Here is a 25,321-nt window from a genome sequence, read left to right on the forward strand (position 1 = left end):
TAAGCGGTTTTTTTATTTTCTGGTTGTAACTATTAATGTATTTTATTGTTAAGTTAATATTAAATAACTAAAGAAAGCGCCTCGGTTATTTATCCCTGCCTAAGTCAGTTATCCAGAACGCTATTTTGAAAAATACCCCTCTTGTGGTCTGGTAACGATCAATGGGGCAATATTAATAGCCTCTACCTATCCATCATGATGGTTATGAAATAAAAAAACGATCTAACTCATAAAGTTAGCGAATTCGTTACCGATAACAGCGATCGTCTGAGAAATAATCACATCGATGGAGAAAATATGTTCTTACATGACGTAAAGATCGGCACGAAATTATTTCTGGCGTTTGGATTCTTTATTGTCCTGATGGCGATCAGCGCGAGCCTGTCTCTGCTGAGTCTGAACCGGGCGAATAACGGGATGCAATCCATTATTACCAGTGATTATCCGACCACGGTAAAAGCGAACCAGTTAATCGATAACTTCCAGGAATTTATTAGCACTCAACAGCTGATGCTGCTGGACGAGCAGGGCACCTACACGGGGCAATCTCAGCAGCGCCTGAAAGAGATCAGCGAGCACATCACGGTGATCCTGGGCGAGCTGAATAACGCGTTGCAGGATCAAAAGTCTCAGCAGGTGCTGGCGGATATCCGCAGCGTGCGCCAGCAGTATCTGGACTCGCGCTACCGCATTTTGCAGGCGGTGCAGAACAACAATCGTGCGGGTGCCATTCAGGAGATGATGACCACCACCCTCGCCGTGCAGCAGGCTTATAAAGCGAAGGTGAAGGAGCTGATTACCATTCAAAACAGCGAGATGCAGAGTGCAGGCGCGCTGGTGGAAGGGGATTTCAGGTCTAACCGCCTGCTGCTGATCCTGATCACGCTCTTTAGCGTCGCGGCAGGCAGCCTGATTGGCTGGTATATCGTGCGCGCTATCACTCGTCCGCTCGGTGAGGCGGTGCATTTTGCAAAAGCCATTTCAGAGGGTGATCTGACGGGCAGCATCACGCCGCACGGCAAAGACGAAACGGGTCTTCTGCTGCATGCGCTGATGGAGATGAAGACGCGACTGCTGGACATTGTGCAGCAGGTGCAAACCGGCTCGGAGAATATCTCCAGCGCAGCCGCGCAGATTGTCGCCGGGAACCAGGATCTGGCCGCGCGCACGGAAGAGCAGGCAAGTTCTGTAGAACAGACTGCCGCCTCGATGGAGCAGATCACCGCGACGGTGAAAAATACCGCCTCGCATACCGGGGAAGCAACCAACCTCTCGGCGGATGCTGCCACGGTGGTCAAAAACAACGGTGAGATGATGAAGCAGGTGACCAGCAAAATGCGCCTGATTAACGAAACATCGAACCGGATGTCCGACATTATCGACCTGATCGACGCCATTGCGTTTCAGACCAACATTCTGGCGCTGAACGCGGCGGTGGAAGCAGCGCGTGCCGGTGAGCACGGCCGTGGCTTCGCGGTGGTGGCCGGCGAGGTGCGCCAGCTTGCCCAGAAGAGCGCGTCGTCTGCCAGCGAAATCCGTGAGCTGATTGAGAGCTCCACCAGCCAGACCCAGGACGGGATGAACCTGGTCGAAAAAGCGAGTGGGCTGATCAACGGGATGGTCGGCAACGTAGAAGAGATGGACGTCATCCTGCGCGAAATTCGCCAGGCCAGCCACGAGCAGACGGAAGGTATCTCGCAGATTAACAGCGCGATTGGCCTGATTGACGCCACCACCCAGCAGAACTCCGCGCTGGTGGAGGAGTCTGTGGCTGCGGCGGCATCGCTTAACGAACAGGCGATGCACCTGAAAGAGCTGGTACGCGTCTTCCGCGTGAGCGAGCACGCTCCGGCTTAATCCAGTTGGGAGATCTCGAGCGCCGCGCGGTCAATGACGCCGATAATCTGCTTGAGCTGCGCGTCGCTGAGCTCTCCCTGATTCACCTTCAGGTCTAACACCGCTTTGAAGTTATCCAGCGCCCGCTTCATCTGCGGGTTTTTGCGCAGCTGAAAACCGACTGAACGTGCTTTGATACGCACCTGGATCTGTTCCAGCTGTTCCCTGTTTTCCTCCAGCCAGCATTGTCCTTCAGCGGTAATCGTAATCTTCTTACGACCGTTCTCTTCTTCCGTAATGGTGATAAAGGTCTGATCCTGAAGATAATCCAGGGTTGGGTAGATCACCCCTGGGCTCGGAGTGTAGTTCCCCTGCGTCAGATTCTCGATCTCTTTGATCAGCTCATAGCCGTGGCTCGCGTTGCGGGTCAGGATATCCAGAATCACCAGCCGCAGATCGCCGTGACCGAAAAAGCGCGGTCGGCGCCCGCCGCTGTCGTGTTCGTGTCGCATAACAGGCCCTTCAATTTGATATATCTAAACTATATCTAAGATATATTCAGATGCAATCTAAAAGATCTTGCATTTTTACTGACTAGTAATCATTATCATTTGAAAATTGATTTAGATATATCGTATTCACCAGAGAAGGGGCTACAAATGGCATCTACCCGTTACCCACAGCGTGTTCGTAATGACCTGCGCTTTCGCGAGCTGACCGTGCTCCGCGTTGAACGCACTAGCGCGGGTTTCCAGCGCATTGTTTTAGGCGGCGAGGCGCTGGAGGGCTTTAGCTCCCGCGGTTTCGACGACCATACAAAAGTCTTTTTCCCGGCCCCTGGGGCGGTGTTTGTGCCGCCGGTGGTCACCGATGAAGGCATCGACTGGGGCGATGGTGTACGTCCTCAGGCGCGCGACTATACGCCGCTGTATGACGAGGTAAATCATGAACTGGTACTCGATTTCTTCATTCATGACGGCGGCATTGCCAGCCGCTGGGCGGTCGAGGCGAAAGCGGGGGACAGGCTGACCATTGGCGGCCCGCGAGGTTCGCTGGTGGTGCCGGAGGATTACGCCTGGCAGCTGTACGTGTGTGATGAATCCGGCATGCCCGCGCTGCGCCGACGCTTAGAGGGCATTGCAAAACTGCCGGTTCGCCCGGAGGTTCATGCGGTAGTGACGGTTGGAGACGAATCTTATAAGGACTATCTGGCACACCTGAGCGGGTTCAACATCACCTGGGTTGTAGGCCACAACGCGCAGGCGGTGGCGGACCATCTGGCAACGTTGACCGTTCCGGCGGAGGATTACTTTATCTGGCTGACCGGGGAAGGGAAGGTGGTGAAAAGCCTGAGCCGCCAGTTTGAAACCGACGCGATTGATCAACAGCTGGTGCGTGCCAGCGCATACTGGCACGCTAAATAATCAGGCTGCGGAATCGAGCTGCGCTTCGTTCACCTGATGTTCGAGCGAGGCGCGGACCTCGTGCAGCGCTTTCTCCTGCTGAGCGAAGTAAGCTTCCATATTGTTCAGCGACGAGACCAGCAGCCAGGACTCCTCTTTCTCCAGTTCCGCCAGTTCGTTCACTAAAATGTCGATCTGCTCGCGGACCTGCGCCATTTTTTTGCGGATACGTTCCAGATCGTTCAGCCTGTCGCTTGCCATCAATGGCTCAAAGCCCTGCTGCAGGCGGGCCACCAGTGAGCGAATGGTTTTAACGTCACCACGCTGCTTCGCCTGGTTGAGCTGTACCATCATCGCGTTAGCTTCCTCTTTGAGATCGTCCGCCACCAGGTCCGGGTGGCAGAGCTTGCTCGCCTGCCGCCAGAGACGCTTGAGCTCGTTCTGATCCTCTTCCGAAAGATCCTTGCCCTTGCGTAGCCGTACTTCGGCATCGTGATGCTGCTCGCGATACTTCTCGTATTCTTCGTTGGCTTCGTCGCGTGCCTGACGCGCAGGCTCCTCTTCGCGTGTTAAGCCGCTCTCCAGCTCCAGCGCTTCGGCCAGCAGGTTGGCAATCAAATTGCTTTGCTGTTCCAGATGCTTACGTGCCTCAGCGGCCTGTACGGAGTCGGCAGGGAGATCGCGCCAGCGCTGGGTGAGCGTCGCCAGCACCTCTACCGCCTGCGCCATATAGCGCTGGCAGCGACGGTAATCTTCCTCGCGACGATGCGCCTCCGCCTGCTGACGACGCAGGTTGAGCTCTGCCAGCGTTTTACGCAGGCCGAGGATCTGCTGCATCAGCGGCCCGAGGCGTGAGAAATAGAGATCGTTGAACTCATCAAGCTGCTGCACCCGGGCGTTGCGGCGATCAATCAGATCGCGCAGACGCTCTTCCAGCGCCTTCAGCTCCAGCTTGCTGGCGGCCACCTGCGGATCGCGCCACGGGGTAACGGCGCGCTGGCCCTGCAGCCAGGCGGTGATGGCCCGGATGGCGGCGGTGTAGTTCTTCTCCTCAAGCGCCACGACGATTGCCTGTAGCTCATCGTCAAACGCTTCATTTTTCAGGCGTGTCAGCTGGCTCTGGATGATGTCGTCATCTTCCAGTTCAATGGCATTTTTAATGATTTCTAGCCGTTTGATCGGTGTGCTCATGATGCCTTTCGCTTTGGCGCTTAAGTATTTGAGTTAAGGTTAGTTGTTGTAAAAGCTACAGGAAATAATACACACGGATGATGATCGGCGCGATGGGGGATTTCTTTAGTGAGTTGATGTGTGGTGCTCTCATTATGGGGTAAACCCGATAGAGCGACATACCATACGTTCACTAGCCCTGTTAATGTGCGCCGATCCTCTTCTTCACCTGCCACAGGTTTTACCGTGGCCTATCTGAAAGCAAGTACCCCACCTTTGGTGGCGAATGTTTCCGACCAGCCCTCAGCTAACCTCGCTGTAAATCCCCACCACGCGACCCACCGTTTTTATCTCGTCGATACCGCATTCAAACGGAACTTTGCCGCCCGCCACATGGAGTTTTTTACCCGGCAGCAGCGTTAGGTCGCGGATGCTGGCGGTGCCTTCAATCTCAACCAGCCACAGGCCGTCGGTTAACGATGCGTCTTTTTCAATAAAGTGCAGCTTTCCCTCCGCCCGGACGGCGATGCCGCGCGCCAGCGGTTTGCTAAAGAAAGTAGCGTCAATACTCAAAATAGTATTTTCTTCCAGCCTTCCATCACTGAGTGTGAATGTGGAAACCGAAACGGGATCGCCCGGCGCGGGGTGACCTTCAAACTGCGCACCTTGTCCGGTCATCAGCCAGCGAAGGCTAGCGCCGGTGTCCAGCGCACACTGAACCGCAAAGTCGTAAGAGATGGTACCGCGCGCGTAGCGGTTCTGAAGCGAACTGGCGGCGATATTAAAGTGCCGGGCCAGCTGAATTTTCTGCGTGAAACCATATACCTGACAGATTCTATCGAGTAACTCTTCATTATTCACTTGAGAATCTAAAATCAAAATATATTCCTTTGGGTGTTTACTAATACCCAATTGGGCATTAGTATCATTACAAATTCGGGCAATCAGCGGCAGACGTTGGCAAACAGAGGCTAATGATTGCAGACCTTATCAAAATGGGAATCATGCAGCATGGCTTCTGAAATCGCAATCCTCAAACGGTGGAAAAAGCCGTGCTGTGCCCGTTTTCAGCACACTAGCGTGCGTGAATTTATGCGAGGGGAGATATGGCGATAGAAGCTGCCCGTGCAAGGGTTCCACTTAGCGTGGGAGCGCGTCTTAACGGGCTTAACCACGTCGCTGAACTGCGCGCCCGATACGGGAGCGATAGCGGAAAAGAGCTGACGCGGTTTATGGCTGAAATGCGCGACAAGCGCGATCCCTGTTTTGAGGAGAACAGCAGGGCGCTGGCCGCCATCTTTTTCCTGGCGAGATTGCCCGTCGCCCGTCATGAGTGCGATATCAGCGAGCTGACGACTGAAGAGAAAAGGGCGCTGATTAACGCCATGAACCATTTTCGTGCTGTCGTGAGTTTATTTCCTGAACGGCTGACCATGCCGATATAACCCAACCAAAAACCTAATGGCGTAAACCCGCCGGGCACCCTATTGCCTGAATTTATGGAGAATGCGTGATGCGAAACAGTGAAAACCGCCCTTATCCGATCGGAAGTGAAGAACTAAAACGTCTGCTGGCGGAAGCAAAAACAGAGGAACGATGCGCGCGAGCCCTCGCGGTCTCCCTGCGCCTGGAGGCGCTGGCGAGCCATATCTACAAAACCGGCATGAGCGGAGAAGACGTTGCCGAACTGTTGTGCCACGAGGCGGCCCGCTACGAGCGGGAATCACAGGAGCTGCACTGATGGCCGATTTTATCGATCTTGCGCAGGCACGCGAGCAGGAGGACAGAGAGCGGTACATTAATCGCGCCCGCAGACGATCCGCATCGCCTTCGTGTTTCCTCTGCGAGGACTGCGAGGCCCCGATACCGGAGGCGCGCCGAATGGCGGTGCCCGGCGTGGCCCTGTGCGTAACCTGCCAGGAGATCGCAGAGATGAAAAATAAACACGTCCGGGGAGGATAAGTTGGCGACGTCATTTGCTTATCCGTGGAATGCTCCCCGGTCGGCCATTGTCAGCCCTTATCTCACCCATGCCCAACAGCAGCGCCGCGAACGCCTTTTCGCGGCGCTGCAGCAGGCAAGAATTGCTCTCTCACAGCAGCCTGACTGTGTACGCTTCGAGGTCTGGCGCACGGTTGACGCCCTCGAACAGCATCGGGGCAGCCCGCAGGCCAACGCCTTTTTGATCCGATTCTGCAAAAGGATGTTACCCCGCCTGCGGCGGGTCTCTGAACGCTATGCCTGCACAGGCCTGCACGACGAGGTCTCCAGGGCTGTGTTTGACGGCCATTTCGACACTCAGCTTCTGCAATACCTCGCCTCGCGCATGGTCGGACTGGTTGCCCGCTATAACCGCCTTCCGGATATGTCACGCGCGGATATCGACCTGCTGGCCGCAGATATCGCCAGCTTTATTCGCGGCGAGCTGGCGAATATTAAGGATGCTGAGATGGGTGAATACCAGACGCTGTACGTCTGGTATCAACGCGCCGGGCTGATCGCCCGACAGTTCAACGTGTCACCTCCGCACTGGGAGCGGGTGTCGAAGACGTTTTTCGACAAAGATGACGTTGCTGCGGCGGTGATCCGCATGTTTTCCGAGGCGTGGTGGCGCGGGCGTCTGCGTCGGGTCGCGGCTACCTGGCGCGAGCATTTGCAGATTGCCCTCGGCAACGTCAGCAAACAGAGAACGGCGTATGCGAGCAAACGCTGTGTGACCGAGTGGCGCGAGCAAAAGCGCCGCACCCGCGAATTTCTCAAGGGCATGGAGCTGGAAGATGAAGAGGGCAACCGCATCAGCTTAATTGAAAAATTCGATAGTTCGGTGGCCAACCCGGCGATACGTCGCTGTGAACTGATGACCCGCATCCGCGGGTTTGAAAATATCTGTGAGGCGCTGGGCTATGTGGGCGAGTTCTATACCTTAACCGCGCCTGCGCAGCATCACGCGACGCTGAAATCAGGTTATCCCAACGCGAAGTGGAACGGGGCCAGTCCGGCGGATACGCAAGGCTACCTGACCCGGCTGTGGGCGCGTATCCGCGCAAAGCTCCACCGTAATGGGATTCGTATTTTCGGTATCCGCGTTGCGGAACCCCATCATGACGGTACACCCCACTGGCATATGCTGATGTTTATGCTGCCGGAAGATGTCGAATGCGTTCGCCAGATTATCGGGGACTACGCCCGGCAGGAGGATGCCGTTGAGCTGCAGAGCGAAAGCGCCAGACAGGCGCGCTTTCACGCGGACGCGATCGATCCGCAGAAAGGCAGTGCTACCGGCTATATTGCCAAATACATCTCAAAGAATATCGACGGCTATGCGCTCGATGGCGAGACCGATAACGAAAGCGGCGGGCTGCTGAAAGAGACGGCGTCCGTCGTGTCGGCCTGGGCAGGGCGCTGGCACATTCGCCAGTTTCAGTTTATCGGCGGCGCGCCGGTAACGGTCTACCGCGAGCTGCGACGTCTGGCGGATCCCGAAGCCGCGCGCGGTCTGAGCGTTGAGTTTGCCGCCGTCCATGAGGCTGCCGACGCCGGGGACTGGGCGGGTTACGTCACTGCGCAGGGCGGGCCGTTTGTGCGTCGCGATGATTTACAGGTGCGCACCCTGTATGAGCTGCGCGCCGGGTTTAACCAGTACGGCGAGGAAACGGTCCGCATCCGCGGCGTGTACGATTCTGCCGTTGGCGCGGGCAGCCCAATTTTAACCCGACTCACGCAGTGGAAAATTGTGCCGAAGCGGGCCGCGGATCTTCAGGACGCGCCTGTATCCTCTCGGAGTTCTGTCAATAACTGTACGCAGACCGATCTTTCTCAACCCCTCAGCCGACGTGCGAGACGGGCGTTAACCGAACGCATCAAATTCATCCGCCCTGGCGCGTCGTCGCCCATCGTCTTCGCGAGCGACCCGCAGAACGGGGTTCCGGAGAAGGTGATCGATGAGATACGGCTCGTCACCGGGATAGCCATCAGTCGGGGAGAAGCCCTGCATCTTATGGCGGGAGGCATCAGCCGTTTTAACGATAAATGGTGCAGAGGCGCAGCCGACGGATCGCTATTTCCGGCACCCTGCTCTTACCAGCAAAAGGCGCGGAAAATCCTTGAACGTATTGGGTATTTAACGGATCTCTTCGCTCAGAGAGCCCGCTAATCTCCATCCATATCATGTACATACCGTGAAGGGTTCTGATTTTTCGCTTCACTCTTTTTATGAATACGTGCTACTGTATGTTTATACAGTATCTCGTGGTGGAGGTTGTGTGGACAGAGAGTTGAACGAGCAGGTCATGATTGAACGAGTCGAGCTGATTGCGCGACTGACGACAGAAGGAACGTGTCAGGAAAGAGATCGTGAGATTGCCCTGAATTTGATAGCTGAGATTGCGCGGGGAAATTTAATCAAGAACAACGCATTTACCGTTGTTTTCTCAGCATCGCCTGTTCCGGAACGAATCAAAAAAGAGGGCAACGTTCGGGTGAACATTACGCTCGATAAAGATCAGCAGATTGGCCATGCCGTCGTTGAGGCCTTTCAGTGCGAACTGACCCGCAGAATACGATCCCTGTTTCCGTCATCGCGGGTGAACGTGAAAATAGGATCGGTGACGGGGGTCGAGCTCCAGGGGCTAGAAAAAGAGGCCGATCGCGAAATGCTGGACGCTATTCTCCGGGAAGTCTGGGAAGACGAGAGCTGGCGCTAGCCCCGGCGTCATCACCCGTACCAACACCCTCATTCAAATTTTGCGCTTCCGTTGAACCACGCTTCGCTGCTCGCGGACGATCTGTTGTGCCCGCGATTGTCCATCTGTCAGCGATAGCGAAAAGCCTGCTGGCCCGGGAAACTCTACGGTACCTGGAAACCGGATGTTGGGAGCGTCTGATGAAAATCTATGCAATGCAGGGGGACACGCTTGATGCCGTTTGCGCCCGCTTTTATGGGCGCACGGCTGGCGTCGTTGAAGCCGTTCTGAAGGCCAATCCTGGCCTCGCCGAGTTAGGCGTTATCTTGCCTCACGGCACGCCGGTAGAGATGCCGGAGGTGAATAGCGCCCCCACAAAAGAATCCGTAAACCTATGGGACTGAGCCTGGAGAAAATCACCACGGTTATCGCCTACTGGCTGGCCGTGGCGCTGGCCTGGTTCGGGGCGATGTCTCCTGAAAAAGTCGCGCTGTATGTGGGGAGTCTTTGCGCCATTTTTACCGCGCTGACGAATTATTGGTTTAAGCGAAAAACCTGGCGCTATCTCCAGTCTCTGGGCCTCGATAAGAAGAGCATTCGTGAACTCAATCATTAAGCGTTGCAGCGTCGTCGGCGTGCTGGCCCTGGCGGTGCTGATGCCTGACTTTCGATTACTGAAAACGTCCCCTGAGGGGTTGGCGTTGATTGCCGATCTCGAAGGATGTCGCCTCTCGCCCTACCGGTGTAGCGCTGGCGTATGGACCTCAGGCATTGGCCACACGGCAAACGTTGTGCCGACGCGGGACATTACCGAGCGTGAGTCTGCGGTAAACCTGGTCGCTGATGTGCTCAATGTTGAGCGGCGTCTGGCAGCGTGTGCGCCGGTGGAGATGCCTCCCCGGGTCTATGACGCGCTGGTGAGTTTTACGTTTAATGTCGGCACAGGCGCCGCCTGCCGTTCAACTCTGGTGTCCTTTATCAAACGTAAACAGTGGTCGCAGGCATGCGGGCAGCTTACCCGCTGGGTGTACGTCAACGGCGTCAAAAATGCCGGGCTGGAAAATCGTCGCGTCCGCGAGAAGGCCTGGTGCATGAAGGGGCTGCCATGAGAACCCTCATGCTGGCGCTGGCCGGACTGCTGGCCATCACGCTGTGGCTTCGCCATGACAACCTGAACCTGTCCCGTTCCTTAGCCACGGCCAACCGGGTCGCCAGCGAGCAAAAAACGGCCCTCGCCACGCTTAACCATCAGTTGTCTCTGTCGCAGCGGATGGCCAGAGCAAATGAAAACGCCCAGGTCAGGCTCCGTGAGGAACTTGTTACTGCGGGCGAGGAGAGGGCAAGACGGGAAGCGACTATCGGGAGATTACTCAATGAAAATGAAGCGTTACGCCGCTGGTATACCGCTCAGCTGCCTGATGCTGTCCGCAGGTTGCACACCCGCACCGCCTGCGCCTCCGCAGCCCATTGTTTACAACGCCTGCCCCAAGGTGAGCCGCTGTCCGATGCCGGGAAGCGAACCCGCCACTAACGGCGATCTCAGCGCGGATATTCGCAGGCTGGAATACGCCCTTATCGCCTGCGCGCTGCAGGTTGAAACCATCAAAGACTGTCAGGATAAACTCGATGCACAAACTCAAGAGCCTGCGTCAGGCATTAATTGACGCGATCCCCCAACTCAATGCCAACCCGGAGCGCCTGCAGATGTCGGTCGGAGGCGGCAATATTGACGCCCGACTGGCCTCCTCGCTCTCCTTTGAAAAGCGGTATGCGCTGAACGCGAAGGTCAGCGGTTTCACCGGCGACAGCGAGGGATTGTTCGTCCCGGTACTGGCCTGGCTTCGGGAAAACCAGCCGGATATTTTTACCCTCGATGAAGGACGCAAAAACGGTTACACCTTCGCGATCGTCTTAAACGATGACGATACGATGGATATCACCATCAGTGTGCAATTAACCGAGCGCATTCTTGTTTCCCAGGAGCAGGGCGCTCTGCACGCGACGTATTCCCCCGAGCCGCCGCTGCCGGAGCCCGTCACGCGTCCGAAAGCGCTGTACGTCAACGGCGAGCTGGTCAGCCAGTGGGAGGACTAAGTTCCCCGCGCTGAAGGCCGCCTGCCACCTGCTGTCTGGACCGCTTGTTGTATCATCCCGCAGAAAACCCCGTCTCGTTGCTGCCGTTCTTCCTGAACGGCATTCTCTTCTCATGAATACATTAACTTCCATGAACGGTATCGCTCGCGCGATCCGCAATCTGATTCGTATCGGTGTTGTGACCGATGTTGACCTCAACAGAGGGCTTTGTCGTGTCCAGACCGGCGGGATGAAAACCACCTGGCTGAACTGGCTAACCTGTCGTGCGGGACGTTCGCGCGTGTGGTGGGCCCCTTCCGAGGGAGAGCAGGTGCTGCTGCTGGCCATTGGCGGTGAGCTTGATACCGCCTTTGTGCTGCCCGGTATTTTCTCTGACGACCATCCGGCACCGTCCGGGTCACCTGATGCCTTCCACGTCTCGTTCCCTGACGGCGCGGTGATCGAGTACGAACCCGGGCGCGGGGCGCTGACGGTTGCTGGCATTAAAACGGCCGATATTACCGCCTCTGAATCGCTGACCGCCACCGTGCCGGAGGTGCGGGTGACGTCAACCTCCCGCATCACGCTGGATACGCCTGAAGTGGTGTGTACCAACAGGTTAATTACCGCCTCTCTTGAAGTGCAGAAGGGCGGCGTGATGGCCGGAAACATTGAGCACTCCGGCGGTAAATTCACCTCCAACGGGGTGCAGGTGGACAACCACGCGCACGGCAGTGTGCAAAGCGGCGGAAGCTGGACTAAGGGGACACAATGACGGTGCGTTACAGGGGGATGAACAGGCAGACCGGGCTTAGCATTTCAGAGGCTGAACACATCCGGCAAAGCGTGCGCGACATTCTGGTTACGCCGATCGGATCGCGGGTCATGCGGCGGGATTACGGCTCGCTGCTGGCGGCGATGATCGACAGGCCGCAGAGTCCGGCGCTGCGCCTGCAAATCATGGCCGCATGCTATTCCGCCATCCAGCAATGGGAGCCGCGGATAAGCCTGACGTCCATCACTTTCGAACGTTCGGAGAATGACGGGACGTTGTATGTCGATATCACCGGCACGCGCCCGACCTCCGGACAATCCTTTTCTATCACCATTTCACTGAGTTAAACGCTATGGCTATTGTTGATCTGAGCCAGCTCGCCGCGCCTGATGTCGTGGAGGAGGTGGATTATGAAACGCTGTTGGCAGAACGAAAGGCCACCTTTGTCTCCCTCTACCCGGAAGAGGAGCGAGAAGCGATTGCACGGACGCTGACGCTGGAATCTGAGCCGATTGTGAAGCTGCTGCAGGAGAACGCTTACCGGGAAGTTATCTGGCGCCAGCGGGTTAATGAGGCTGCGCGTGCGGTTATGTTGGCCTATGCAGCAGGCCGCGATCTGGACCAGATTGGGGCAAACGCTAACCTTCAGCGTCTGGTCATTACCCCTGCCGATGACACCACGTTCCCGCCCACGCCGGCTGTGATGGAGTCCGATACCGATTTTCGTCTGCGGATCCAGCAAGCGCCGGAAGGGCTGAGCGTGGCCGGTTCAACAGGGGCGTATCAGTTCCATGGCCGCAGCGCAGATGGTCGGGTCGCGGACATTTCTGTAATTAGCCCACAGCCGGCGAACGTCACGGTCTCCGTGCTCTCCCGGGAGACTAACGGTGTGGCGTCTGAGGAACTGCTCGCCGTTGTTCGCAATGCGCTGAACGATGAGGACGTCAGGCCCGTCGCCGACCGCGTCACCGTCCAGTCGGCCAAAATAGTTGACTACAGCATTGAAGCATCGCTTTTCCTTTTTCCCGGTCCCGAAAGTGAGCCGGTACTCAACGCGGCAAGGGCCCGGTTACAGGCCTATATCACGGCCCAGCATCGGCTTGGACGCGATATCCGCAAGTCTGCCATTTATGCCGCCCTTCACGTTGAAGGAGTGCAGCGAGTGGAGCTGACCGCACCCCCGGCTGATATCGTGCTTGATGAAACTCAGGCCTCATGGTGCAGCCACTACAGCGTAATCGTGGGGGGGAACGATGAGTAATACCCGTCTTCTACCGGTTGGCTCGTCGCCGCTTGAAGTGGCGGCGGCGCGCGCCTGTGCGGACATCGAAAATACGCCCGTTCCGCTGCGCCATCTCTGGAGTGCGGACACCTGCCCGGCGAATCTGCTGCCCTGGCTGGCGTGGGCGTTTTCGGTTGACCGCTGGGATGAAAACTGGCCGGAGGCCACCAAACGGGATGTGATCCGCGCGGCGTGGTTTATTCATGCCCACAAGGGAACGATTGGCGCCGTGCGTCGCGTGGTGGAGCCGCTCGGCTATCTGATTAACGTCACCGAGTGGTGGCAAACCAACGATCCGCCCGGCACCTTCCGCCTTGATATCGGCGTGTTGGACACGGGCATCACCGAGGAAATGTATTACGAAATGGAGAGGCTTATTGCTGATGCAAAGCCTGCCAGCCGCCACCTTATTGGCCTGAATATCATCCAGGACATTCCGGGTTATCTCTATACCGGCGCCCTGAGCTATGACGGCGACATCATCACGGTTTATCCCGGATAAGTGAGAGCACAATGACAGTGAAATATAAAACGGTTATCACCAAAGCCGGTGCCGAAAAACTGGCTGCAGCGACCGTCCCGAACGGGAAGAAAGTCAATTTTACGGCGATGGCGGTCGGCGACGGTGGCGGTGCGTTGCCGACGCCCGACGCCGGACAGACGAAGCTGGTTAATGAAGTCTGGCGCCACGCGCTGAATAAAATCAGCCAGGACAATAAAAAGCGTAACTATGTGATTGCCGAACTTCTCATTCCTTCAGAAACCGGTGGTTTCTGGATGCGAGAAATGGGTCTCTATGATGACACGGGGACACTGATCGCTGTCGGGAACATGGCGGAAAGTTATAAGCCGTTGTTGGATGAGGGATCTGGGCGCGCGCAGACTGTGAGAATGGTGATCATGGTCAGTGATATTGCCTCTGTCGAACTCTCGATAGATACGTCTACGGTAATGGCGACCCAGGAGTACGTTGATGAGAAGCTCGAAGAGCATGAGCAGTCTCGTCGCCATCCTGATGCCACGCTAACGGCTAAAGGGTTTACTCAGCTTAGTAGTGCGACTGACAGCTCCTCTGAAGCGCTGGCTGCGACGCCGAAAGCGGTTAAGGCCGCCTATGACCTTGCCAGTGGGAAGTATACGGCTCAGGATGCGACCACAGGACAAAAGGGGATTGTCCAGCTCAGTAGCGTAACTGATAGTCAATCCGAGTCTCTTGCGGCGACCCCCCGGGCTGTCAAAACAGTCGGCGATGACCTCATTAAACTCAGGAATAGCCTGGGTACCGCCGCGACGAAAAACGCACAGGAGGCGCCTGACGATATTACTCCTGGTCGGTTGCTGGTTAACGGCAGTGCAGTGGCTATCAGATCTGTATCTGCAAGAGCCGGTACGGGGCTTTCAAACGCCGATGCCCTGCCGCTCAACTCGGTGAGTTTTTGTTATTCGAATGCAACCAATTCGCCAGGTTATGAGGCGACGATTCTCGATGTTGGTGGGCTTGGCGGCTATCGTGTGCAATATGCAGCATCTTATAGCGATGGTGGTAAACAGCTTAAATTCCGAGCGCTTAATGGTGATAACAGTGTATGGGGCGGTTGGACAAAGGTCATCACGAATCATGGCGGAAGTGTTGCGTATTTGTCCGATGCTACTTACTACCAGACGAACCCCACTGGTTGGTACGGAGCAGGTGCTTTTGCCGATCAGTATCAAAACAACGCAGCACCTTTTTTGGTGCCAAAAGGATATCAGTCGCCTAACGGTAATTCTATTTATCTACCGATTATCAAAGGCTTTTCGGAAACGGCAGGCCATGGTTACGGAACAGCGATTAGTTTTGGGGTTTACCGCACGGGTACTAACGCGTTTGGATCTGCAATTATTAATTTAACTGGCGATGCCAGAAACAGTGTTAATTACCAATTTGATATTAGCGGTAATTTTAATGCTCCTGGACAGGTCGGTAGTGGAGGTAATATTGTTGCAGGGCAGGGCCTATATGAATCTGGCGGCCTGGTACGGGTTTACTCATCAAACAACCCGCCCCCTCAGCAGGATTTAAGCCCTTATGCACGACAGGACTGGACGCTGCAATACTTTGTCCGGGATGTTGCCATGGGTGCGGAGGGGGCATTTACGATTGTAAAAAATGCCTGGCAGCGTGTGCCTCCAGGATGTGTTATGACAGGCTATAACTTTGAAGGTGATAACCCCGGTGGCGATACGATTTTCTACCGCCCAATTCAGAAGTACATGTCTAATATCGGATGGATTACTGTAGGTCATACAGCATGATTACACTTAAAAATTTCGTTCAGTATGAACCAGAATATAAAGATTTCTTGTTTAATGCTATATTTATTCAGTCAGATGAGGGGCTTGACTGGTATTACCATATGTCACGCTTTCAGGCCGATACCCTGAAAATTTGCTACGACAAAAATAATATTATTCGCTCTTTCAGTAATCAGGTTGATCGCCTTTTTCCTCTGGGTATGTCAGTTTCAGAAATTGATTCAACAGACGTGCCTGAAGGGCTGAATATAAACGGCGAGTGGGTGTGGAATGGCACTAAAATTATTCCACGCCAGTTGACCCAGGAGGAATTAATTCAACAGGCGGAAACCAGAAGAAGTGAATTGCTTGCCGAAGCCTCGGATGTTATTGCCCCCCTCCAGGATGCCTCCGATCTCGGTATCGCAACAGACGAGGAAGCTGCCATGCTGTTACTCTGGAAGCGCTATCGGGTGATGCTAAACAGGCTAGATCTCAGCACGTCACCAGAGATTGAATGGCCCGAAAGTCCTGCCTGACCCCAAACCCTCCATCCGGAGGGTTTTCGTTTGTTGTGTAATCCTTTCCCCAACCCCAATGCGTCGCATCAATCACGTACTCCACAGACAATAGCCTCACCACTAAACGAAGGAGTTAACCGGATGGGCGACTATCACCACGGCGTGGAAGTTATCGAAATCAACGATGGCACCCGCACCATTTCCACCGTCTCGACGGCAATTATCGGCATGGTCTGTACGGCCAGCGATGCTGACGACAAGACATTTCCTTTAAACGAGCCAGTGCTCATTACCAACGTGCAAAACGCGGTTGCGAAAGCCGGTAAGGCGGGGACATTGTCCGCTTCTCTGCAGGCGATCGCCGACCAGTGCAAACCGGTTGTCGTGGTTGTTCGCGTGGCCGAAGGCACCGCTGAAACCCCGGAAGAGGCGCGCAAGCAGACCGTTTCCAACATCATCGGTACCACCGATGAAAACGGTAAATATACCGGCCTGAAGGCGCTTCTCACGGCGAAAACGGTGACCGGCGTTAAGCCGCGTATTCTCGGCGTTCCGGGGCTGGATTCTCAGGAAGTGGCGACCGCACTGGCCGCAATGTGCCAGAGCCTGCGCGCGTTCGGCTATGTCAGCGCGTGGGGATGTAAAACCATTTCTGAGGCGATTAACTATCGCAAAAACTTCAGCCAGCGCGAGCTGATGGTTATTCATCCTGATTTTCTGGCATGGGATACCACCACGAACGCAACGACGACAGCCTGGGCTACCGCCCGTGCGCTTGGCCTGCGCGCCAAAATCGATCAGACAATCGGCTGGCATAAAACCCTGTCAAACGTTGGCGTCAACGGCGTTACCGGCGTAAGCGCCTCTGTTTCCTGGGATCTGCAGGAACAGGCTACCGATGCGAACCTGCTCAACCAGGCTGGCGTCACCACGCTGATTCGCAACGACGGCTTCAAATTCTGGGGTAACCGTACCTGTTCAGACGATCCGTTATTCGTCTTTGAAAACTACACCCGTACCGCACAGGTGCTGGCCGATACCATGGCGGAAGCGCACGCGTGGGCGATGGATAAACCCATCACGCCAACGCTTATCCGCGACATCGTTTCCGGTATTAACGCTAAGTTCCGCGAGCTGAAAACCAACGGCTATATCGTCGACGGCTCCTGCTGGTATGACCCTGACTCGAACGATGCAACCACCCTGAAAGCGGGGAAACTGTATATCGATTACGACTACACCCCTGTCCCGCCGCTGGAAAATCTGACCCTGCGCCAGCGCATCACCGATACCTATCTGGCAGACCTGTCAGATTCGGTTAACAGCTAAGGAGCTGAAGCATGGCGTTACCACGCAAACTTAAATACCTGAATATGTTCAACGATGGCCTGAGCTATATGGGCGTTGTTGAGTCTGTGACTCTACCGAAGCTTACCCGCAAACTGGAGAAGTATCGCGGCGGCGGTATGCCGGGCTCGGTCTCTGTCGACCTCGGCCTGGACGATGATGCCCTGGCGCTGGAGTGGACCGTTGGCGGTCTGCCGGACGCCGCGCTGTGGGCGCAGTATGCCTCTCCGGGCGCGGACAGCGTGCCGCTGCGCTTTACCGGCTCTTATCAGCGCGATGATACCGGCGAAATCTCCGCCGTCGAAATCGTCATGCGCGGCCGTCATAAAGAGTTTGATGGCGGTGAAAACAAGCAGGGCGAGAGCGGCACCACCAAGATGTCTACCGAGTGCGCTTACTACCAGCTGACCATTGATGGCAAAGAGATCATCGAAATCGACATCATCAACATGGTGCTCAAAGTCGATGGCGTCGATCGCCTGGCAGAACACCGTAAGGCCATTGGCCTGTAACCTTATAACCGGCCGGGATTACCGGCCGGTGAGTTAACTTTCTGAAGAGTAACGAAATGGAAAATATTAACGAGACCGCCATGACCGAAAGTGAAAACCCACATATCGTCACGCTTGATAGCCCCGTTCAGCGCGGGGAGCAAAAAATTGAAAAGGTGACGGTTTCTAAACCCAATGCGGGGACCCTGCGTGGTGTATCGCTGGCGTCGCTGGCGCAATCTGACGTCGATGCGCTGATTAAGGTGCTGCCGCGAATGACCTCGCCAGCGCTGACCGAGCATGAGGTTGCGCGCCTGGATGCCTGCGATCTTCTCTCTTTTGCAGGTAAGGTGATCGGTTTTTTGTCACCGGCTTCGGCTCGCTGAAATTTCCCGAAAATCTGTCGGTCGACGATCTGATGGCGGATATCGCGGTGATCTTTCACTGGCCGCCGTCAGAACTGTACTCCCTTAGCGTGACCGAACTCCTCTTATGGCGCGAAAAAGCGCTGCAGCGAAGCGGAAACCACCATGAGTAATAATGTCAGTCTTCAGGAGCTGCTTAAGGCCGTCGACCGGGCAACCCGACCGCTTAATGCTCTCCATAACGCCAGCATCACTCTCGCGAGCGATATCCGCGATGCGCAGACGGCGCTGGGGGCACTCGATCAGCAGGCGGGGCGTATTGACGGCTTCAGGAAAGCAAATGCCCAGCTCGCCATGACGGAGCAGTCGCTTGTTCAGGCGAAACAGCAGGCAGCGGCGATGGCGGTGCAGTTTAAAAACACGCAAAACCCCACCCAGGCACAGGTTGATGCGCTGTCTGCAGCCCGAAAATCGGCAGCCGACCTTAAGCTTGAGTACAACAGCTTACGCTACTCGGTACAGCGTCAGCGTACTGAACTCGCTCAGGCGGGAGTCAACACGCGCACGCTTTCATCGGATGAGCGTCGTTTACGAACTCACATCAGCGAAAAAACGCAGCATCTTAACCGACAGCGGGATGCGCTGGCCCGCGTCAATCAGCAGCAGGAGCGGCTGAGTACCGTTCAGAATCGCTACGAGTCAGGCAAACGCGTTACCGCGCGGGTGAGTCAGCTTGCGAATGCGGGCGTGGGCATGGCAAAAGCGGGCTTTGACCAGACGTCCCGGTTTATGGCGCCTGGCATCAGCTTTGAAAAGCAGATGTCGGCCATTCAGGCAAACCTTGGCCTGGCGAAGGGGGATTCCCGGCTTGAGGCGATTCGCCAGCAGGCGCGGGAGGTCAGTGCCAGGACCGGAGTACCTGCAGATACGGTCCTCCGGGCACAAACCGAACTGACTCGTTCAGGCTATGACGCCGATGGGCTGCTTGCGGCCACCGCGCCAACGGTCAACCTCAGCCTGGCGGGGAATGTCGACGCGGCTAAAGCGGCCGATATTCTCAGCAGCACGCAGGCTGCGTATAACCTGGCCGATACGGATTCGGAACGCATCGCTGATGTGCTTACGCGCGGTTTTACCTCTTCGAATACCAGCCTCGCTGAGATGGTGGCGGCCGTCACCTCCGCTGCACCCGCTGCGGATGCATCTGGTATGGGGCTTGAAGAGACCACCGCGCTGCTGGGCGTTCTGGCGGAAAAAGGGATGAAAGGCGCCGCCGCCGGGGACGCGCTCAGCGCGATGTTGCGCCATGTTCAGACTCCGGATGCCATAAAAGCCTCGGGGGCGCTGGCTTCCGCTGCGGGTGATGGATCGCTTGATGAAAAACGCCAGCAGTTGCAGGGGGCAAAGGGCAGTACCGCGCTTGCGGCTTCCGTGCAGACCGATAATCTTGACGGCGATATCAACCGATTCCAGGCCGCGTGGAACGGGTTGAAGATTGATGTATTTGATAAAGCGGATGGCGCTCTGCGCAACCTGATAACAACCGCAACCGGCTGGCTTGGCACGGCCTCCCTATGGGTGAATGCCAATCCTGAGCTGACGCAGACCCTCGCCAGCATCGTTGTCGGCGCGCAGGCGTTTGCTGGCGTACTGGGTGGCGTAGGCACGGTTATCGGCCCGGTTCTGACGGGCGTCAATATGGTTATTACCGCGGCCGGGATGTTGGGAACGGTATTCAGCGTGGTGGGCGGCGCCATCATGACGGTGCTGGGTGCCCTTAGCTGGCCGGTGATTGCCCTTGGTGCAGCGATTGCTGCCGGTGCGTTACTGATTTTTAAATACTGGGAGCCCATCAGCGCCTTCTTTGGTGGGGTGATGGAAGGGCTTTCGACGGCTTTCGCACCGCTGGGTGCGCTGTTCTCACCGGTGATGGCGGTGTTTGACTCTATCTCGGAGAAGCTGGGCGATATCTGGCAATGGTTCACCGACTTGATTACGCCTATCAAGGCGACGCAGGAAACGCTCGATGGCTGTAAAAACGCTGGCGTGATTTTTGGTCAGGCGCTGGGCGATGCGTTAATGGCACCGCTTGATCTCTTTAACAGCCTGAGCGGCAAGGCCAGCTGGCTGCTGGAGAAGCTCGGTATTATCAAAAACGAGTCGGGCGATCTCGACGCCGCTGCGGCAAAAGCAGAAGCGGCATCCTCACCGGCGGGCAGCGCTTATATTCCGGGCGCGGGGATCTCTGGCGGCGGCCTGGGGTATCAGCCGACCATCGCTACTGGAGGACGCTCTTACGTCGATCAGAGTAAAAGCGAATATAACATCACGCTGCAGGGGGGCACGGCCTCCGGAACGGATCTGACGCGTCAAATCCGGGAGACGATAGATAATATTGAACAGGATAAAGCGAGACGGCAGCAATCCAGCTTTATGTATAGTTAAGGAGAGAGAAAATGTTAATGGTGCTGGGTCTGTTTGTCTTTGAACGACGAACCTTACCGTATCAGTCAATGATATTCACAAAAGACTACCGCTGGGCATCCAGCGCTCGCATCGGGAAACCCAAAGCCTGGCAGTACCTTGGCGAAGGTGAGACATCCTTTAGCCTCTCCGGCTTACTTTACCCGGAACTCACGGGAGGGCGGCTTTCCCTCAAGGCGGTTGAGCTGATGGCAAATGAGGGGCGGGCATGGCCGTTGATAGACGGTACCGGCATCATTCACGGCATGTTTATCATTGAGAAAGTCACGCACACGCATTCGGATTTTTACAGTGACGGTACCGCTCGAAAAATTAATTTTACTCTGGAGCTTAAACGCGTGGATGAATCGCTGATGACGACGTTTGGCGACCTGCGAACGCAGGCCTCAGAGCTGGTGGAAAGCGCACGGAATAGCATTGGAGGGCTGGTGGGATGATCACCGAAATGAATATCCGGGCGGGTGGAAAAATCGCCCCTGATTTTATGCTTAAGCTTGACGATCGTGATATCACGCAAAATTTCGGCCATCGTCTTATCAGCCTGACCATGACCGACAAACGGGGGCTGGAAGCCGATCAGCTGGATATTCAACTGGATGATTCCGACGGGCTGCTGGACTTGCCTGCCCGGGGGGCAAGGCTGTCCTTATGGCTGGGATGGGAGGGAACCCCGCTCGAGGAGAAAGGGGACTTTACGATTGATGCGATTCAATTCCAGGGCGCGCCGGACACGCTGATCATCCGGGGATTCAGCGCAGATTTTCGTGGAAAGCTAAACGTGCGGCGCGAACAGTCGTGGCATGACACGACGATTGGCGCGATAGTCGATACCATCGCTCAGCGTAACCAGTTGACCGCCAGCGTCGCGTCGGGGCTTGCATCCATCGCCATCTCTCATATTGACCAGTCTCAGGAGACAGACGCGGCGTTCCTCTCCCGCCTTGCTGAACGTAATGGAGCATTTGTTTCAATCAAAGCCGGGAAGATTATCTTTATGAAAGCGGGCCAGGCCGTGACGGCCAGCGGCACTCCGCTTTCCTTAATGATGATTGAACGTGGGGATGGAGATAAGCACCTTTTTTCCATAGCTGACCGTGAAAATTATTCCGGCGTAACGGCCAAATGGCTGCAAACGCGTGACCCCAAACAACAAAATCCTCAATTGAGTATTAATCGTCAGTCCGGAGGGCAGCAGACAGAAGCACTGCAGCACCCGGATGCCGCCGCACCGGTAGCGGGAGCAGCAGGCAAGGAGCAGAAACCGCAAGAGAGGCTGGTGGGATCGGCGGAGAACGTATTTGAGCTCACCACGGTTTATGCCTCTGAAGAGCAGGCGCTCAGGGCCGCAGAGGCGAAGTGGCGCGCGCTTCAGCGGGGAACCGTGAAGTTCTCCATCCAGCTTGCGCTGGGACGCGCCGATCTGTTCCCCGAAACGCCGGTGCTGGTAAACGGTTTTAAACGCGTCATCGACGAGCAGGCGTGGATCATCAGCGAGGTGGTGCATACCCTCAACGATAGCGGATTTACCACGCAGCTTAAGCTTGAGCTGAACGTCAGCAACGGAAAATTTACTGTTGATAGTGAGTAATGTAGTTGCTATTGGTTTTGTTTTGGGTATTATTGATTCACAAAATGTGAATCAAGTGGAGGGGTACATGTTTCATTGTCCTAAGTGCAAGCACTCTGCGCATGCGCGTACCAGTCGCTATCTAAGTGAAAATACCAAAGAGCGCTATCACCAGTGCACCAATGTGGACTGCAGCTGTACGTTCGTGACGATGGAGTCCGTGGAGCGCCTGATTGCGACCCCCGGAGCCTCTGAGCGTGTCCGAACGGCTTCGCTGAACCACGGTTAGCGGTTGCGTCACCGGCTCAAAAAAACCAATAAAAAAGCCACTCAATAGAGTGGCTTAATCATATGATTCTAAAACTAAAATTTGGTGGCCCCTGCTGGACTTGAACCAGCGACCAAGCGATTATGAGTCGCCTGCTCTAACCACTGAGCTAAGGGGCCGTGGCGGTGAATTATAAAGTAACTCCCCGCAGCAATCCAGCCATTCACACCTGCCTGCTGTTTTTATAAACAATGCATAATCAATCCTTTATACTTCCCTGACGATGTATCGAGCGGGAGTAAAGATGATCAACGATATTCTGGCCCCTGGCCTGCGGGTGGTGTTCTGCGGAATCAACCCGGGTAAGTCCTCGGCGCACACCGGTTTTCACTTTGCCCATCCGGGAAATCGCTTCTGGAAGGTGATCTACCAGGCCGGGTTTACCGACAGGTTACTCAAGCCCGAAGAGGAGCAGCATCTGCTGGACACGCGCTGCGGAATTACCATGCTGGTCGAGCGGCCTACGGTACAGGCGAGTGAGGTCAACCTGCATGAACTGCGCAGCGGCGGGCGGGAGCTGATCAAGAAGATAGAGGATTATCAGCCGGCCGCGCTGGCGATCCTCGGCAAGCAGGCCTACGAGCAGGCGTTTAGCCAGCGCGGAACGCAGTGGGGCAAGCAGAGCATCATGATTGGCGTGACGCAGGTGTGGGTGCTGCCGAACCCGAGCGGGCTCAACAGAGCAACGCTGGATAAGCTGGTAGAGGCGTATCGGGAGCTGGATGAGGCGCTGATGGTGCGGGGGCTTTAGGGGCCTCTGCGGGCTGAGCCCTCACCCTGGCTCTCTCCCACAGGGAGAGGGAATAAACAAAAAAAAAGCTCCCGATTGGGAGCTTTTTGCTGTTTACCTGGGTTAGTCGTCCAGGAAGCTACGCAGCACTTCAGAGCGGCTTGGATGACGCAGCTTACGCAGCGCCTTCGCTTCGATCTGACGGATACGTTCGCGGGTAACGTCGAACTGTTTACCCACTTCTTCCAGCGTGTGGTCGGTGTTCATATCAATACCGAAACGCATACGCAGTACTTTTGCTTCACGGGCGGTCAGGCCGGCCAGAACGTCGTGCGTCGCAGCACGCAGGCTCTCGGTGGTCGCAGAGTCCAGCGGCAGCTCGAGGGTGGTATCCTCGATGAAATCACCCAGATGCGAATCTTCATCATCACCGATTGGTGTTTCCATGGAGATTGGCTCTTTGGCGATCTTCAGCACTTTACGGATCTTGTCTTCCGGCATCAGCATGCGCTCGGCCAGCTCTTCCGGCGTCGGCTCGCGACCCATCTCCTGCAGCATCTGGCGGGAAATACGGTTGAGCTTATTGATAGTCTCAATCATATGCACCGGAATACGGATGGTGCGCGCCTGGTCTGCGATAGAGCGGGTGATAGCCTGACGGATCCACCAGGTTGCGTAGGTGGAGAACTTGTAACCACGACGGTATTCAAACTTATCTACCGCTTTCATCAGACCGATGTTGCCTTCCTGAATCAGATCCAGGAACTGCAGACCACGGTTGGTGTATTTCTTGGCGATAGAGATAACCAGACGTAAGTTCGCTTCAACCATCTCTTTCTTCGCACGGCGGGCTTTCGCTTCACCGATGGACATACGACGGTTGATGTCTTTAACCTGCTCGATGGTCAGGCCGGTCTCTTCTTCAATCTGATGCAGCTTCTGCAGACCACGATAGACATCGTCCTTCACGTCATGCAGTTTTTCAGACCACGGCTTGTTCATCGCGATAGCCGCGTTGAACCAGGCTTCACTGGTTTCGTTGCCGGTGAAGAGGGTGATGAAGTTCTTCTTCGGCATTTTGCACTGCTCAACGCACAGCTTCATGATGATGCGTTCCTGGGTGCGTACGCGATCCATCATCACGCGCATGCTGTTCACCAGGTAGTCGAACTGTTTTGGCACCAGGCGGAACTGTTTGAACACGTCAGACAGTTTCAGGATCTCTTCCTGTGCGGCGGCATGGCTGCGGCCTTTCGCTTTGATGGTGTCACGCGTCACTTCGTACTGGGTACGCAGCTCGGCAAACTTCTCACGCGCCAGCTCCGGGTCGATGCTGTTGTCATCGTCCGCGGTGTCGTCGTCGCTCTCTTCCTCATCTTCGTCTTCGTCATCATCCATCTCTTCCTGAGACAGTTCAGAACCGACGTGAGTGGCGGTAGGTGCCATATCTTCTTCAGCGTTCGGGTCGACAAAACCGGTGATCAGGTCAGACAGGCGCGCTTCTTCCGCTTCAACGCGATCGTACTGCTCCAGCAGATAGGTGATCGCTTCCGGGTACTCGGCCACAGAGCACTGAACCTGGTTGATCCCGTCTTCGATGCGTTTTGCGATGTCAATTTCGCCTTCGCGGGTCAACAGTTCAACAGTACCCATTTCGCGCATGTACATGCGGACCGGGTCAGTGGTACGCCCGATTTCAGATTCCACGCTGGACAGTACCTGTGCAGCAGCTTCTTCGGCATCTTCGTCAGTGTTGTTGGAGGTTTCAGCCAGCAACAGATCATCGGCATCCGGTGCTTCTTCCATCACCTGAATGCCCATGTCATTGATCATTTGGATGATATCTTCGATTTGATCTGAATCGACGATATCTTCCGGCAGATGGTCATTGACCTCGGCATAGGTCAGATAGCCTTGCTCCTTACCACGTTGGACAAGAAGTTTCAGCTGTGACTGCGGGTTTTGCTCCATAAGACGGTATCCACACTTAATT

32 protein-coding genes and 1 tRNA gene are annotated in these 25,321 nt (G+C 55.7%); 28 read left to right on the forward strand and 5 right to left on the reverse strand.

What is annotated here, in order from left to right:
• Window positions 1-297 precede the first annotated feature (297 nt).
• The gene (locus FU672_RS11970; RefSeq protein ID WP_148243395.1) at window positions 298-1,857 is read left to right on the forward strand and encodes a methyl-accepting chemotaxis protein; all 1,560 of its coding nucleotides are present in this window, start codon (window positions 298-300) and stop codon (window positions 1,855-1,857) included.
• On the opposite strand, the gene FU672_RS11975 is transcribed toward FU672_RS11970, so the two are convergent.
• A complete protein-coding gene (locus tag FU672_RS11975) occupies window positions 1,854-2,348 on the reverse strand; it encodes a PadR family transcriptional regulator (RefSeq protein WP_148243396.1) in 495 nt (164 codons plus the stop codon). The genes FU672_RS11970 and FU672_RS11975 overlap by 4 nt on opposite strands.
• 147 nt (window positions 2,349-2,495) lie before the next feature.
• On the opposite strand from FU672_RS11975, the gene FU672_RS11980 reads away from it, so the two are divergent.
• Window positions 2,496-3,260 carry a siderophore-interacting protein gene (locus tag FU672_RS11980; protein WP_148243397.1) on the forward strand — a complete coding sequence of 255 codons (765 nt, stop codon included), beginning with the start codon at window positions 2,496-2,498 and terminating at the stop codon, window positions 3,258-3,260.
• Here FU672_RS11980 and FU672_RS11985 read toward each other — a convergent pair whose 3' ends face one another.
• Together FU672_RS11985 and FU672_RS11990 are read right to left on the reverse strand one after the other, a co-directional pair.
• Window positions 3,261-4,430, reverse strand: a complete 1,170-nt coding sequence (locus tag FU672_RS11985) for a coiled-coil domain-containing protein (RefSeq protein WP_148243398.1) — start codon at window positions 4,428-4,430, stop codon at window positions 3,261-3,263.
• A gap of 282 nt (window positions 4,431-4,712) precedes the next feature.
• On the reverse strand, window positions 4,713-5,288 hold the full coding sequence (locus tag FU672_RS11990) for a phage repressor protein CI (protein ID WP_148243399.1): 576 nt from the start codon (window positions 5,286-5,288) through the stop codon (window positions 4,713-4,715).
• Window positions 5,289-5,515: 227 nt separating this feature from the next.
• Here FU672_RS11990 and FU672_RS11995 point away from each other — a divergent pair, with 227 nt between their 5' ends.
• The 25 genes from FU672_RS11995 (at window position 5,516) to FU672_RS12115 (ending at window position 22,559) form a co-directional block, all read left to right on the forward strand.
• Entirely contained in the window at window positions 5,516-5,854 is a 339-nt protein-coding gene (locus FU672_RS11995) for a DUF5347 domain-containing protein (protein WP_148243400.1), read from the forward strand.
• Window positions 5,855-5,922: 68 nt separating this feature from the next.
• Window positions 5,923-6,150 (forward strand): DUF2732 family protein, encoded by a 228-nt coding sequence (locus FU672_RS12000; protein WP_023309252.1) that lies wholly within the window; start codon window positions 5,923-5,925, stop codon window positions 6,148-6,150.
• Window positions 6,150-6,371 (forward strand): TraR/DksA family transcriptional regulator, encoded by a 222-nt coding sequence (locus FU672_RS12005; protein WP_148243401.1) that lies wholly within the window; start codon window positions 6,150-6,152, stop codon window positions 6,369-6,371. The genes FU672_RS12000 and FU672_RS12005 overlap by 1 nt, the downstream gene beginning before the upstream one ends.
• A 1-nt stretch (window position 6,372) precedes the next feature.
• On the forward strand, window positions 6,373-8,562 hold the full coding sequence (locus FU672_RS12010; protein ID WP_148243402.1) for a replication endonuclease: 2,190 nt from the start codon (window positions 6,373-6,375) through the stop codon (window positions 8,560-8,562).
• A 109-nt stretch (window positions 8,563-8,671) separates the two neighbouring features.
• Window positions 8,672-9,112: a DinI-like family protein gene (locus FU672_RS12015; RefSeq protein WP_063144865.1), complete on the forward strand. Its 441-nt coding sequence runs from the start codon at window positions 8,672-8,674 to the stop codon at window positions 9,110-9,112.
• A 179-nt stretch (window positions 9,113-9,291) separates the two neighbouring features.
• Window positions 9,292-9,495 carry a tail protein X gene (locus FU672_RS12020; RefSeq protein ID WP_023309248.1) on the forward strand — a complete coding sequence of 68 codons (204 nt, stop codon included), beginning with the start codon at window positions 9,292-9,294 and terminating at the stop codon, window positions 9,493-9,495.
• On the forward strand, window positions 9,486-9,707 hold the full coding sequence (locus FU672_RS12025; RefSeq protein WP_023309247.1) for a phage holin family protein: 222 nt from the start codon (window positions 9,486-9,488) through the stop codon (window positions 9,705-9,707). Before FU672_RS12020 ends, FU672_RS12025 begins: the two co-directional genes overlap by 10 nt.
• Window positions 9,691-10,200, forward strand: coding sequence for a lysozyme (locus tag FU672_RS12030; protein WP_148243403.1), 510 nt, complete (start codon window positions 9,691-9,693; stop codon window positions 10,198-10,200). Before FU672_RS12025 ends, FU672_RS12030 begins: the two co-directional genes overlap by 17 nt.
• On the forward strand, window positions 10,197-10,622 hold the full coding sequence (gene lysB, locus FU672_RS25110) for an Rz-like lysis system protein LysB (protein WP_148243404.1): 426 nt from the start codon (window positions 10,197-10,199) through the stop codon (window positions 10,620-10,622). The genes FU672_RS12030 and lysB overlap by 4 nt, the downstream gene beginning before the upstream one ends.
• Window positions 10,510-10,755, forward strand: a complete 246-nt coding sequence (gene lysC / locus FU672_RS24985; protein WP_229226321.1) for an Rz1-like lysis system protein LysC — start codon at window positions 10,510-10,512, stop codon at window positions 10,753-10,755. The genes lysB and lysC overlap by 113 nt, the downstream gene beginning before the upstream one ends.
• Window positions 10,718-11,185, forward strand: coding sequence for a phage tail protein (locus tag FU672_RS12045; RefSeq protein ID WP_148243405.1), 468 nt, complete (start codon window positions 10,718-10,720; stop codon window positions 11,183-11,185). The genes lysC and FU672_RS12045 overlap by 38 nt, the downstream gene beginning before the upstream one ends.
• Before the next feature lie 112 nt (window positions 11,186-11,297).
• Complete coding sequence (locus tag FU672_RS12050; RefSeq protein ID WP_032645069.1) at window positions 11,298-11,939, forward strand: phage baseplate assembly protein V; 642 nt, start codon at window positions 11,298-11,300, stop codon at window positions 11,937-11,939.
• The gene (locus FU672_RS12055; protein WP_148243406.1) at window positions 11,936-12,286 is read left to right on the forward strand and encodes a GPW/gp25 family protein; all 351 of its coding nucleotides are present in this window, start codon (window positions 11,936-11,938) and stop codon (window positions 12,284-12,286) included. Before FU672_RS12050 ends, FU672_RS12055 begins: the two co-directional genes overlap by 4 nt.
• A 5-nt stretch (window positions 12,287-12,291) precedes the next feature.
• Window positions 12,292-13,200, forward strand: a complete 909-nt coding sequence (locus tag FU672_RS12060; protein WP_148243407.1) for a baseplate assembly protein — start codon at window positions 12,292-12,294, stop codon at window positions 13,198-13,200.
• Complete coding sequence (locus FU672_RS12065) at window positions 13,193-13,723, forward strand: phage tail protein I (RefSeq protein ID WP_063144858.1); 531 nt, start codon at window positions 13,193-13,195, stop codon at window positions 13,721-13,723. The genes FU672_RS12060 and FU672_RS12065 overlap by 8 nt, the downstream gene beginning before the upstream one ends.
• Before the next feature lie 11 nt (window positions 13,724-13,734).
• The gene (locus FU672_RS12070) at window positions 13,735-15,516 is read left to right on the forward strand and encodes a phage tail protein (RefSeq protein ID WP_148243408.1); all 1,782 of its coding nucleotides are present in this window, start codon (window positions 13,735-13,737) and stop codon (window positions 15,514-15,516) included.
• A complete protein-coding gene (locus FU672_RS12075) occupies window positions 15,513-16,034 on the forward strand; it encodes a tail fiber assembly protein (RefSeq protein WP_187360803.1) in 522 nt (173 codons plus the stop codon). Before FU672_RS12070 ends, FU672_RS12075 begins: the two co-directional genes overlap by 4 nt.
• Before the next feature lie 123 nt (window positions 16,035-16,157).
• Window positions 16,158-17,345, forward strand: coding sequence for a phage tail sheath protein (locus FU672_RS12080; RefSeq protein WP_148243410.1), 1,188 nt, complete (start codon window positions 16,158-16,160; stop codon window positions 17,343-17,345).
• An 11-nt stretch (window positions 17,346-17,356) separates the two neighbouring features.
• Window positions 17,357-17,875: a phage major tail tube protein gene (locus FU672_RS12085; RefSeq protein ID WP_023309235.1), complete on the forward strand. Its 519-nt coding sequence runs from the start codon at window positions 17,357-17,359 to the stop codon at window positions 17,873-17,875.
• 56 nt (window positions 17,876-17,931) lie between these two features.
• The gene (locus FU672_RS12090) at window positions 17,932-18,240 is read left to right on the forward strand and encodes a phage tail assembly protein (RefSeq protein WP_148243411.1); all 309 of its coding nucleotides are present in this window, start codon (window positions 17,932-17,934) and stop codon (window positions 18,238-18,240) included.
• Window positions 18,241-18,272: 32 nt separating this feature from the next.
• Complete coding sequence (locus FU672_RS12095) at window positions 18,273-18,392, forward strand: GpE family phage tail protein (protein WP_023616176.1); 120 nt, start codon at window positions 18,273-18,275, stop codon at window positions 18,390-18,392.
• Entirely contained in the window at window positions 18,385-20,664 is a 2,280-nt protein-coding gene (locus FU672_RS12100; protein WP_148243412.1) for a phage tail tape measure protein, read from the forward strand. The genes FU672_RS12095 and FU672_RS12100 overlap by 8 nt, the downstream gene beginning before the upstream one ends.
• A gap of 11 nt (window positions 20,665-20,675) precedes the next feature.
• Window positions 20,676-21,140 carry a phage tail protein gene (locus FU672_RS12105; protein ID WP_047344533.1) on the forward strand — a complete coding sequence of 155 codons (465 nt, stop codon included), beginning with the start codon at window positions 20,676-20,678 and terminating at the stop codon, window positions 21,138-21,140.
• The gene (locus FU672_RS12110) at window positions 21,137-22,291 is read left to right on the forward strand and encodes a phage late control D family protein (RefSeq protein WP_148243413.1); all 1,155 of its coding nucleotides are present in this window, start codon (window positions 21,137-21,139) and stop codon (window positions 22,289-22,291) included. The genes FU672_RS12105 and FU672_RS12110 overlap by 4 nt, the downstream gene beginning before the upstream one ends.
• Before the next feature lie 67 nt (window positions 22,292-22,358).
• Complete coding sequence (locus FU672_RS12115) at window positions 22,359-22,559, forward strand: ogr/Delta-like zinc finger family protein (RefSeq protein WP_029741756.1); 201 nt, start codon at window positions 22,359-22,361, stop codon at window positions 22,557-22,559.
• Between the two features lie 82 nt (window positions 22,560-22,641).
• On the opposite strand, the gene FU672_RS12120 is transcribed toward FU672_RS12115, so the two are convergent.
• Window positions 22,642-22,717: transfer RNA gene (locus tag FU672_RS12120), tRNA-Ile, on the reverse strand.
• Between the two features lie 125 nt (window positions 22,718-22,842).
• Here FU672_RS12120 and mug point away from each other — a divergent pair.
• Window positions 22,843-23,349 (forward strand): G/U mismatch-specific DNA glycosylase, encoded by a 507-nt coding sequence (mug, locus tag FU672_RS12125; RefSeq protein WP_029741755.1) that lies wholly within the window; start codon window positions 22,843-22,845, stop codon window positions 23,347-23,349.
• Window positions 23,350-23,451: 102 nt separating this feature from the next.
• Here the strand turns inward: mug and rpoD are convergent, their stop codons facing one another.
• A complete protein-coding gene (gene rpoD / locus FU672_RS12130; RefSeq protein WP_148243414.1) occupies window positions 23,452-25,299 on the reverse strand; it encodes an RNA polymerase sigma factor RpoD in 1,848 nt (615 codons plus the stop codon).
• Window positions 25,300-25,321 lie beyond the last annotated feature (22 nt).

It is taken from the genome of Enterobacter asburiae (genome assembly GCF_008080435.1).
Classification (GTDB): domain Bacteria; phylum Pseudomonadota; class Gammaproteobacteria; order Enterobacterales; family Enterobacteriaceae; genus Enterobacter; species Enterobacter asburiae_C.

Excerpts from the sequence above, each read along its gene's own strand:
- FU672_RS11970 (WP_148243395.1), top strand. The coding sequence starts at position 298 with ATGTTCTTACATGACGTAAAGATCGGCACGAAATTATTTCTGGCGTTT.
- FU672_RS11975 (WP_148243396.1), bottom strand. The coding sequence starts at position 2,348 with ATGCGACACGAACACGACAGCGGCGGGCGCCGACCGCGCTTTTTCGGT.
- FU672_RS11980 (WP_148243397.1), top strand. The coding sequence starts at position 2,496 with ATGGCATCTACCCGTTACCCACAGCGTGTTCGTAATGACCTGCGCTTT.
- FU672_RS11985 (WP_148243398.1), bottom strand. The coding sequence starts at position 4,430 with ATGAGCACACCGATCAAACGGCTAGAAATCATTAAAAATGCCATTGAA.
- FU672_RS11995 (WP_148243400.1), top strand. The coding sequence starts at position 5,516 with ATGGCGATAGAAGCTGCCCGTGCAAGGGTTCCACTTAGCGTGGGAGCG.
- FU672_RS12000 (WP_023309252.1), top strand. The coding sequence starts at position 5,923 with ATGCGAAACAGTGAAAACCGCCCTTATCCGATCGGAAGTGAAGAACTA.
- FU672_RS12005 (WP_148243401.1), top strand. The coding sequence starts at position 6,150 with ATGGCCGATTTTATCGATCTTGCGCAGGCACGCGAGCAGGAGGACAGA.
- FU672_RS12020 (WP_023309248.1), top strand. The coding sequence starts at position 9,292 with ATGAAAATCTATGCAATGCAGGGGGACACGCTTGATGCCGTTTGCGCC.
- FU672_RS12025 (WP_023309247.1), top strand. The coding sequence starts at position 9,486 with ATGGGACTGAGCCTGGAGAAAATCACCACGGTTATCGCCTACTGGCTG.
- lysB (WP_148243404.1), top strand. The coding sequence starts at position 10,197 with ATGAGAACCCTCATGCTGGCGCTGGCCGGACTGCTGGCCATCACGCTG.
- lysC (WP_229226321.1), top strand. The coding sequence starts at position 10,510 with ATGCTGTCCGCAGGTTGCACACCCGCACCGCCTGCGCCTCCGCAGCCC.
- FU672_RS12045 (WP_148243405.1), top strand. The coding sequence starts at position 10,718 with ATGCACAAACTCAAGAGCCTGCGTCAGGCATTAATTGACGCGATCCCC.
- FU672_RS12050 (WP_032645069.1), top strand. The coding sequence starts at position 11,298 with ATGAATACATTAACTTCCATGAACGGTATCGCTCGCGCGATCCGCAAT.
- FU672_RS12055 (WP_148243406.1), top strand. The coding sequence starts at position 11,936 with ATGACGGTGCGTTACAGGGGGATGAACAGGCAGACCGGGCTTAGCATT.
- FU672_RS12060 (WP_148243407.1), top strand. The coding sequence starts at position 12,292 with ATGGCTATTGTTGATCTGAGCCAGCTCGCCGCGCCTGATGTCGTGGAG.
- FU672_RS12065 (WP_063144858.1), top strand. The coding sequence starts at position 13,193 with ATGAGTAATACCCGTCTTCTACCGGTTGGCTCGTCGCCGCTTGAAGTG.
- FU672_RS12070 (WP_148243408.1), top strand. The coding sequence starts at position 13,735 with ATGACAGTGAAATATAAAACGGTTATCACCAAAGCCGGTGCCGAAAAA.
- FU672_RS12075 (WP_187360803.1), top strand. The coding sequence starts at position 15,513 with ATGATTACACTTAAAAATTTCGTTCAGTATGAACCAGAATATAAAGAT.
- FU672_RS12080 (WP_148243410.1), top strand. The coding sequence starts at position 16,158 with ATGGGCGACTATCACCACGGCGTGGAAGTTATCGAAATCAACGATGGC.
- FU672_RS12085 (WP_023309235.1), top strand. The coding sequence starts at position 17,357 with ATGGCGTTACCACGCAAACTTAAATACCTGAATATGTTCAACGATGGC.
- FU672_RS12090 (WP_148243411.1), top strand. The coding sequence starts at position 17,932 with ATGGAAAATATTAACGAGACCGCCATGACCGAAAGTGAAAACCCACAT.
- FU672_RS12095 (WP_023616176.1), top strand. The coding sequence starts at position 18,273 with ATGGCGGATATCGCGGTGATCTTTCACTGGCCGCCGTCAGAACTGTAC.
- FU672_RS12100 (WP_148243412.1), top strand. The coding sequence starts at position 18,385 with ATGAGTAATAATGTCAGTCTTCAGGAGCTGCTTAAGGCCGTCGACCGG.
- FU672_RS12105 (WP_047344533.1), top strand. The coding sequence starts at position 20,676 with ATGTTAATGGTGCTGGGTCTGTTTGTCTTTGAACGACGAACCTTACCG.
- FU672_RS12110 (WP_148243413.1), top strand. The coding sequence starts at position 21,137 with ATGATCACCGAAATGAATATCCGGGCGGGTGGAAAAATCGCCCCTGAT.
- FU672_RS12115 (WP_029741756.1), top strand. The coding sequence starts at position 22,359 with ATGTTTCATTGTCCTAAGTGCAAGCACTCTGCGCATGCGCGTACCAGT.
- mug (WP_029741755.1), top strand. The coding sequence starts at position 22,843 with ATGATCAACGATATTCTGGCCCCTGGCCTGCGGGTGGTGTTCTGCGGA.
- rpoD (WP_148243414.1), bottom strand. The coding sequence starts at position 25,299 with ATGGAGCAAAACCCGCAGTCACAGCTGAAACTTCTTGTCCAACGTGGT.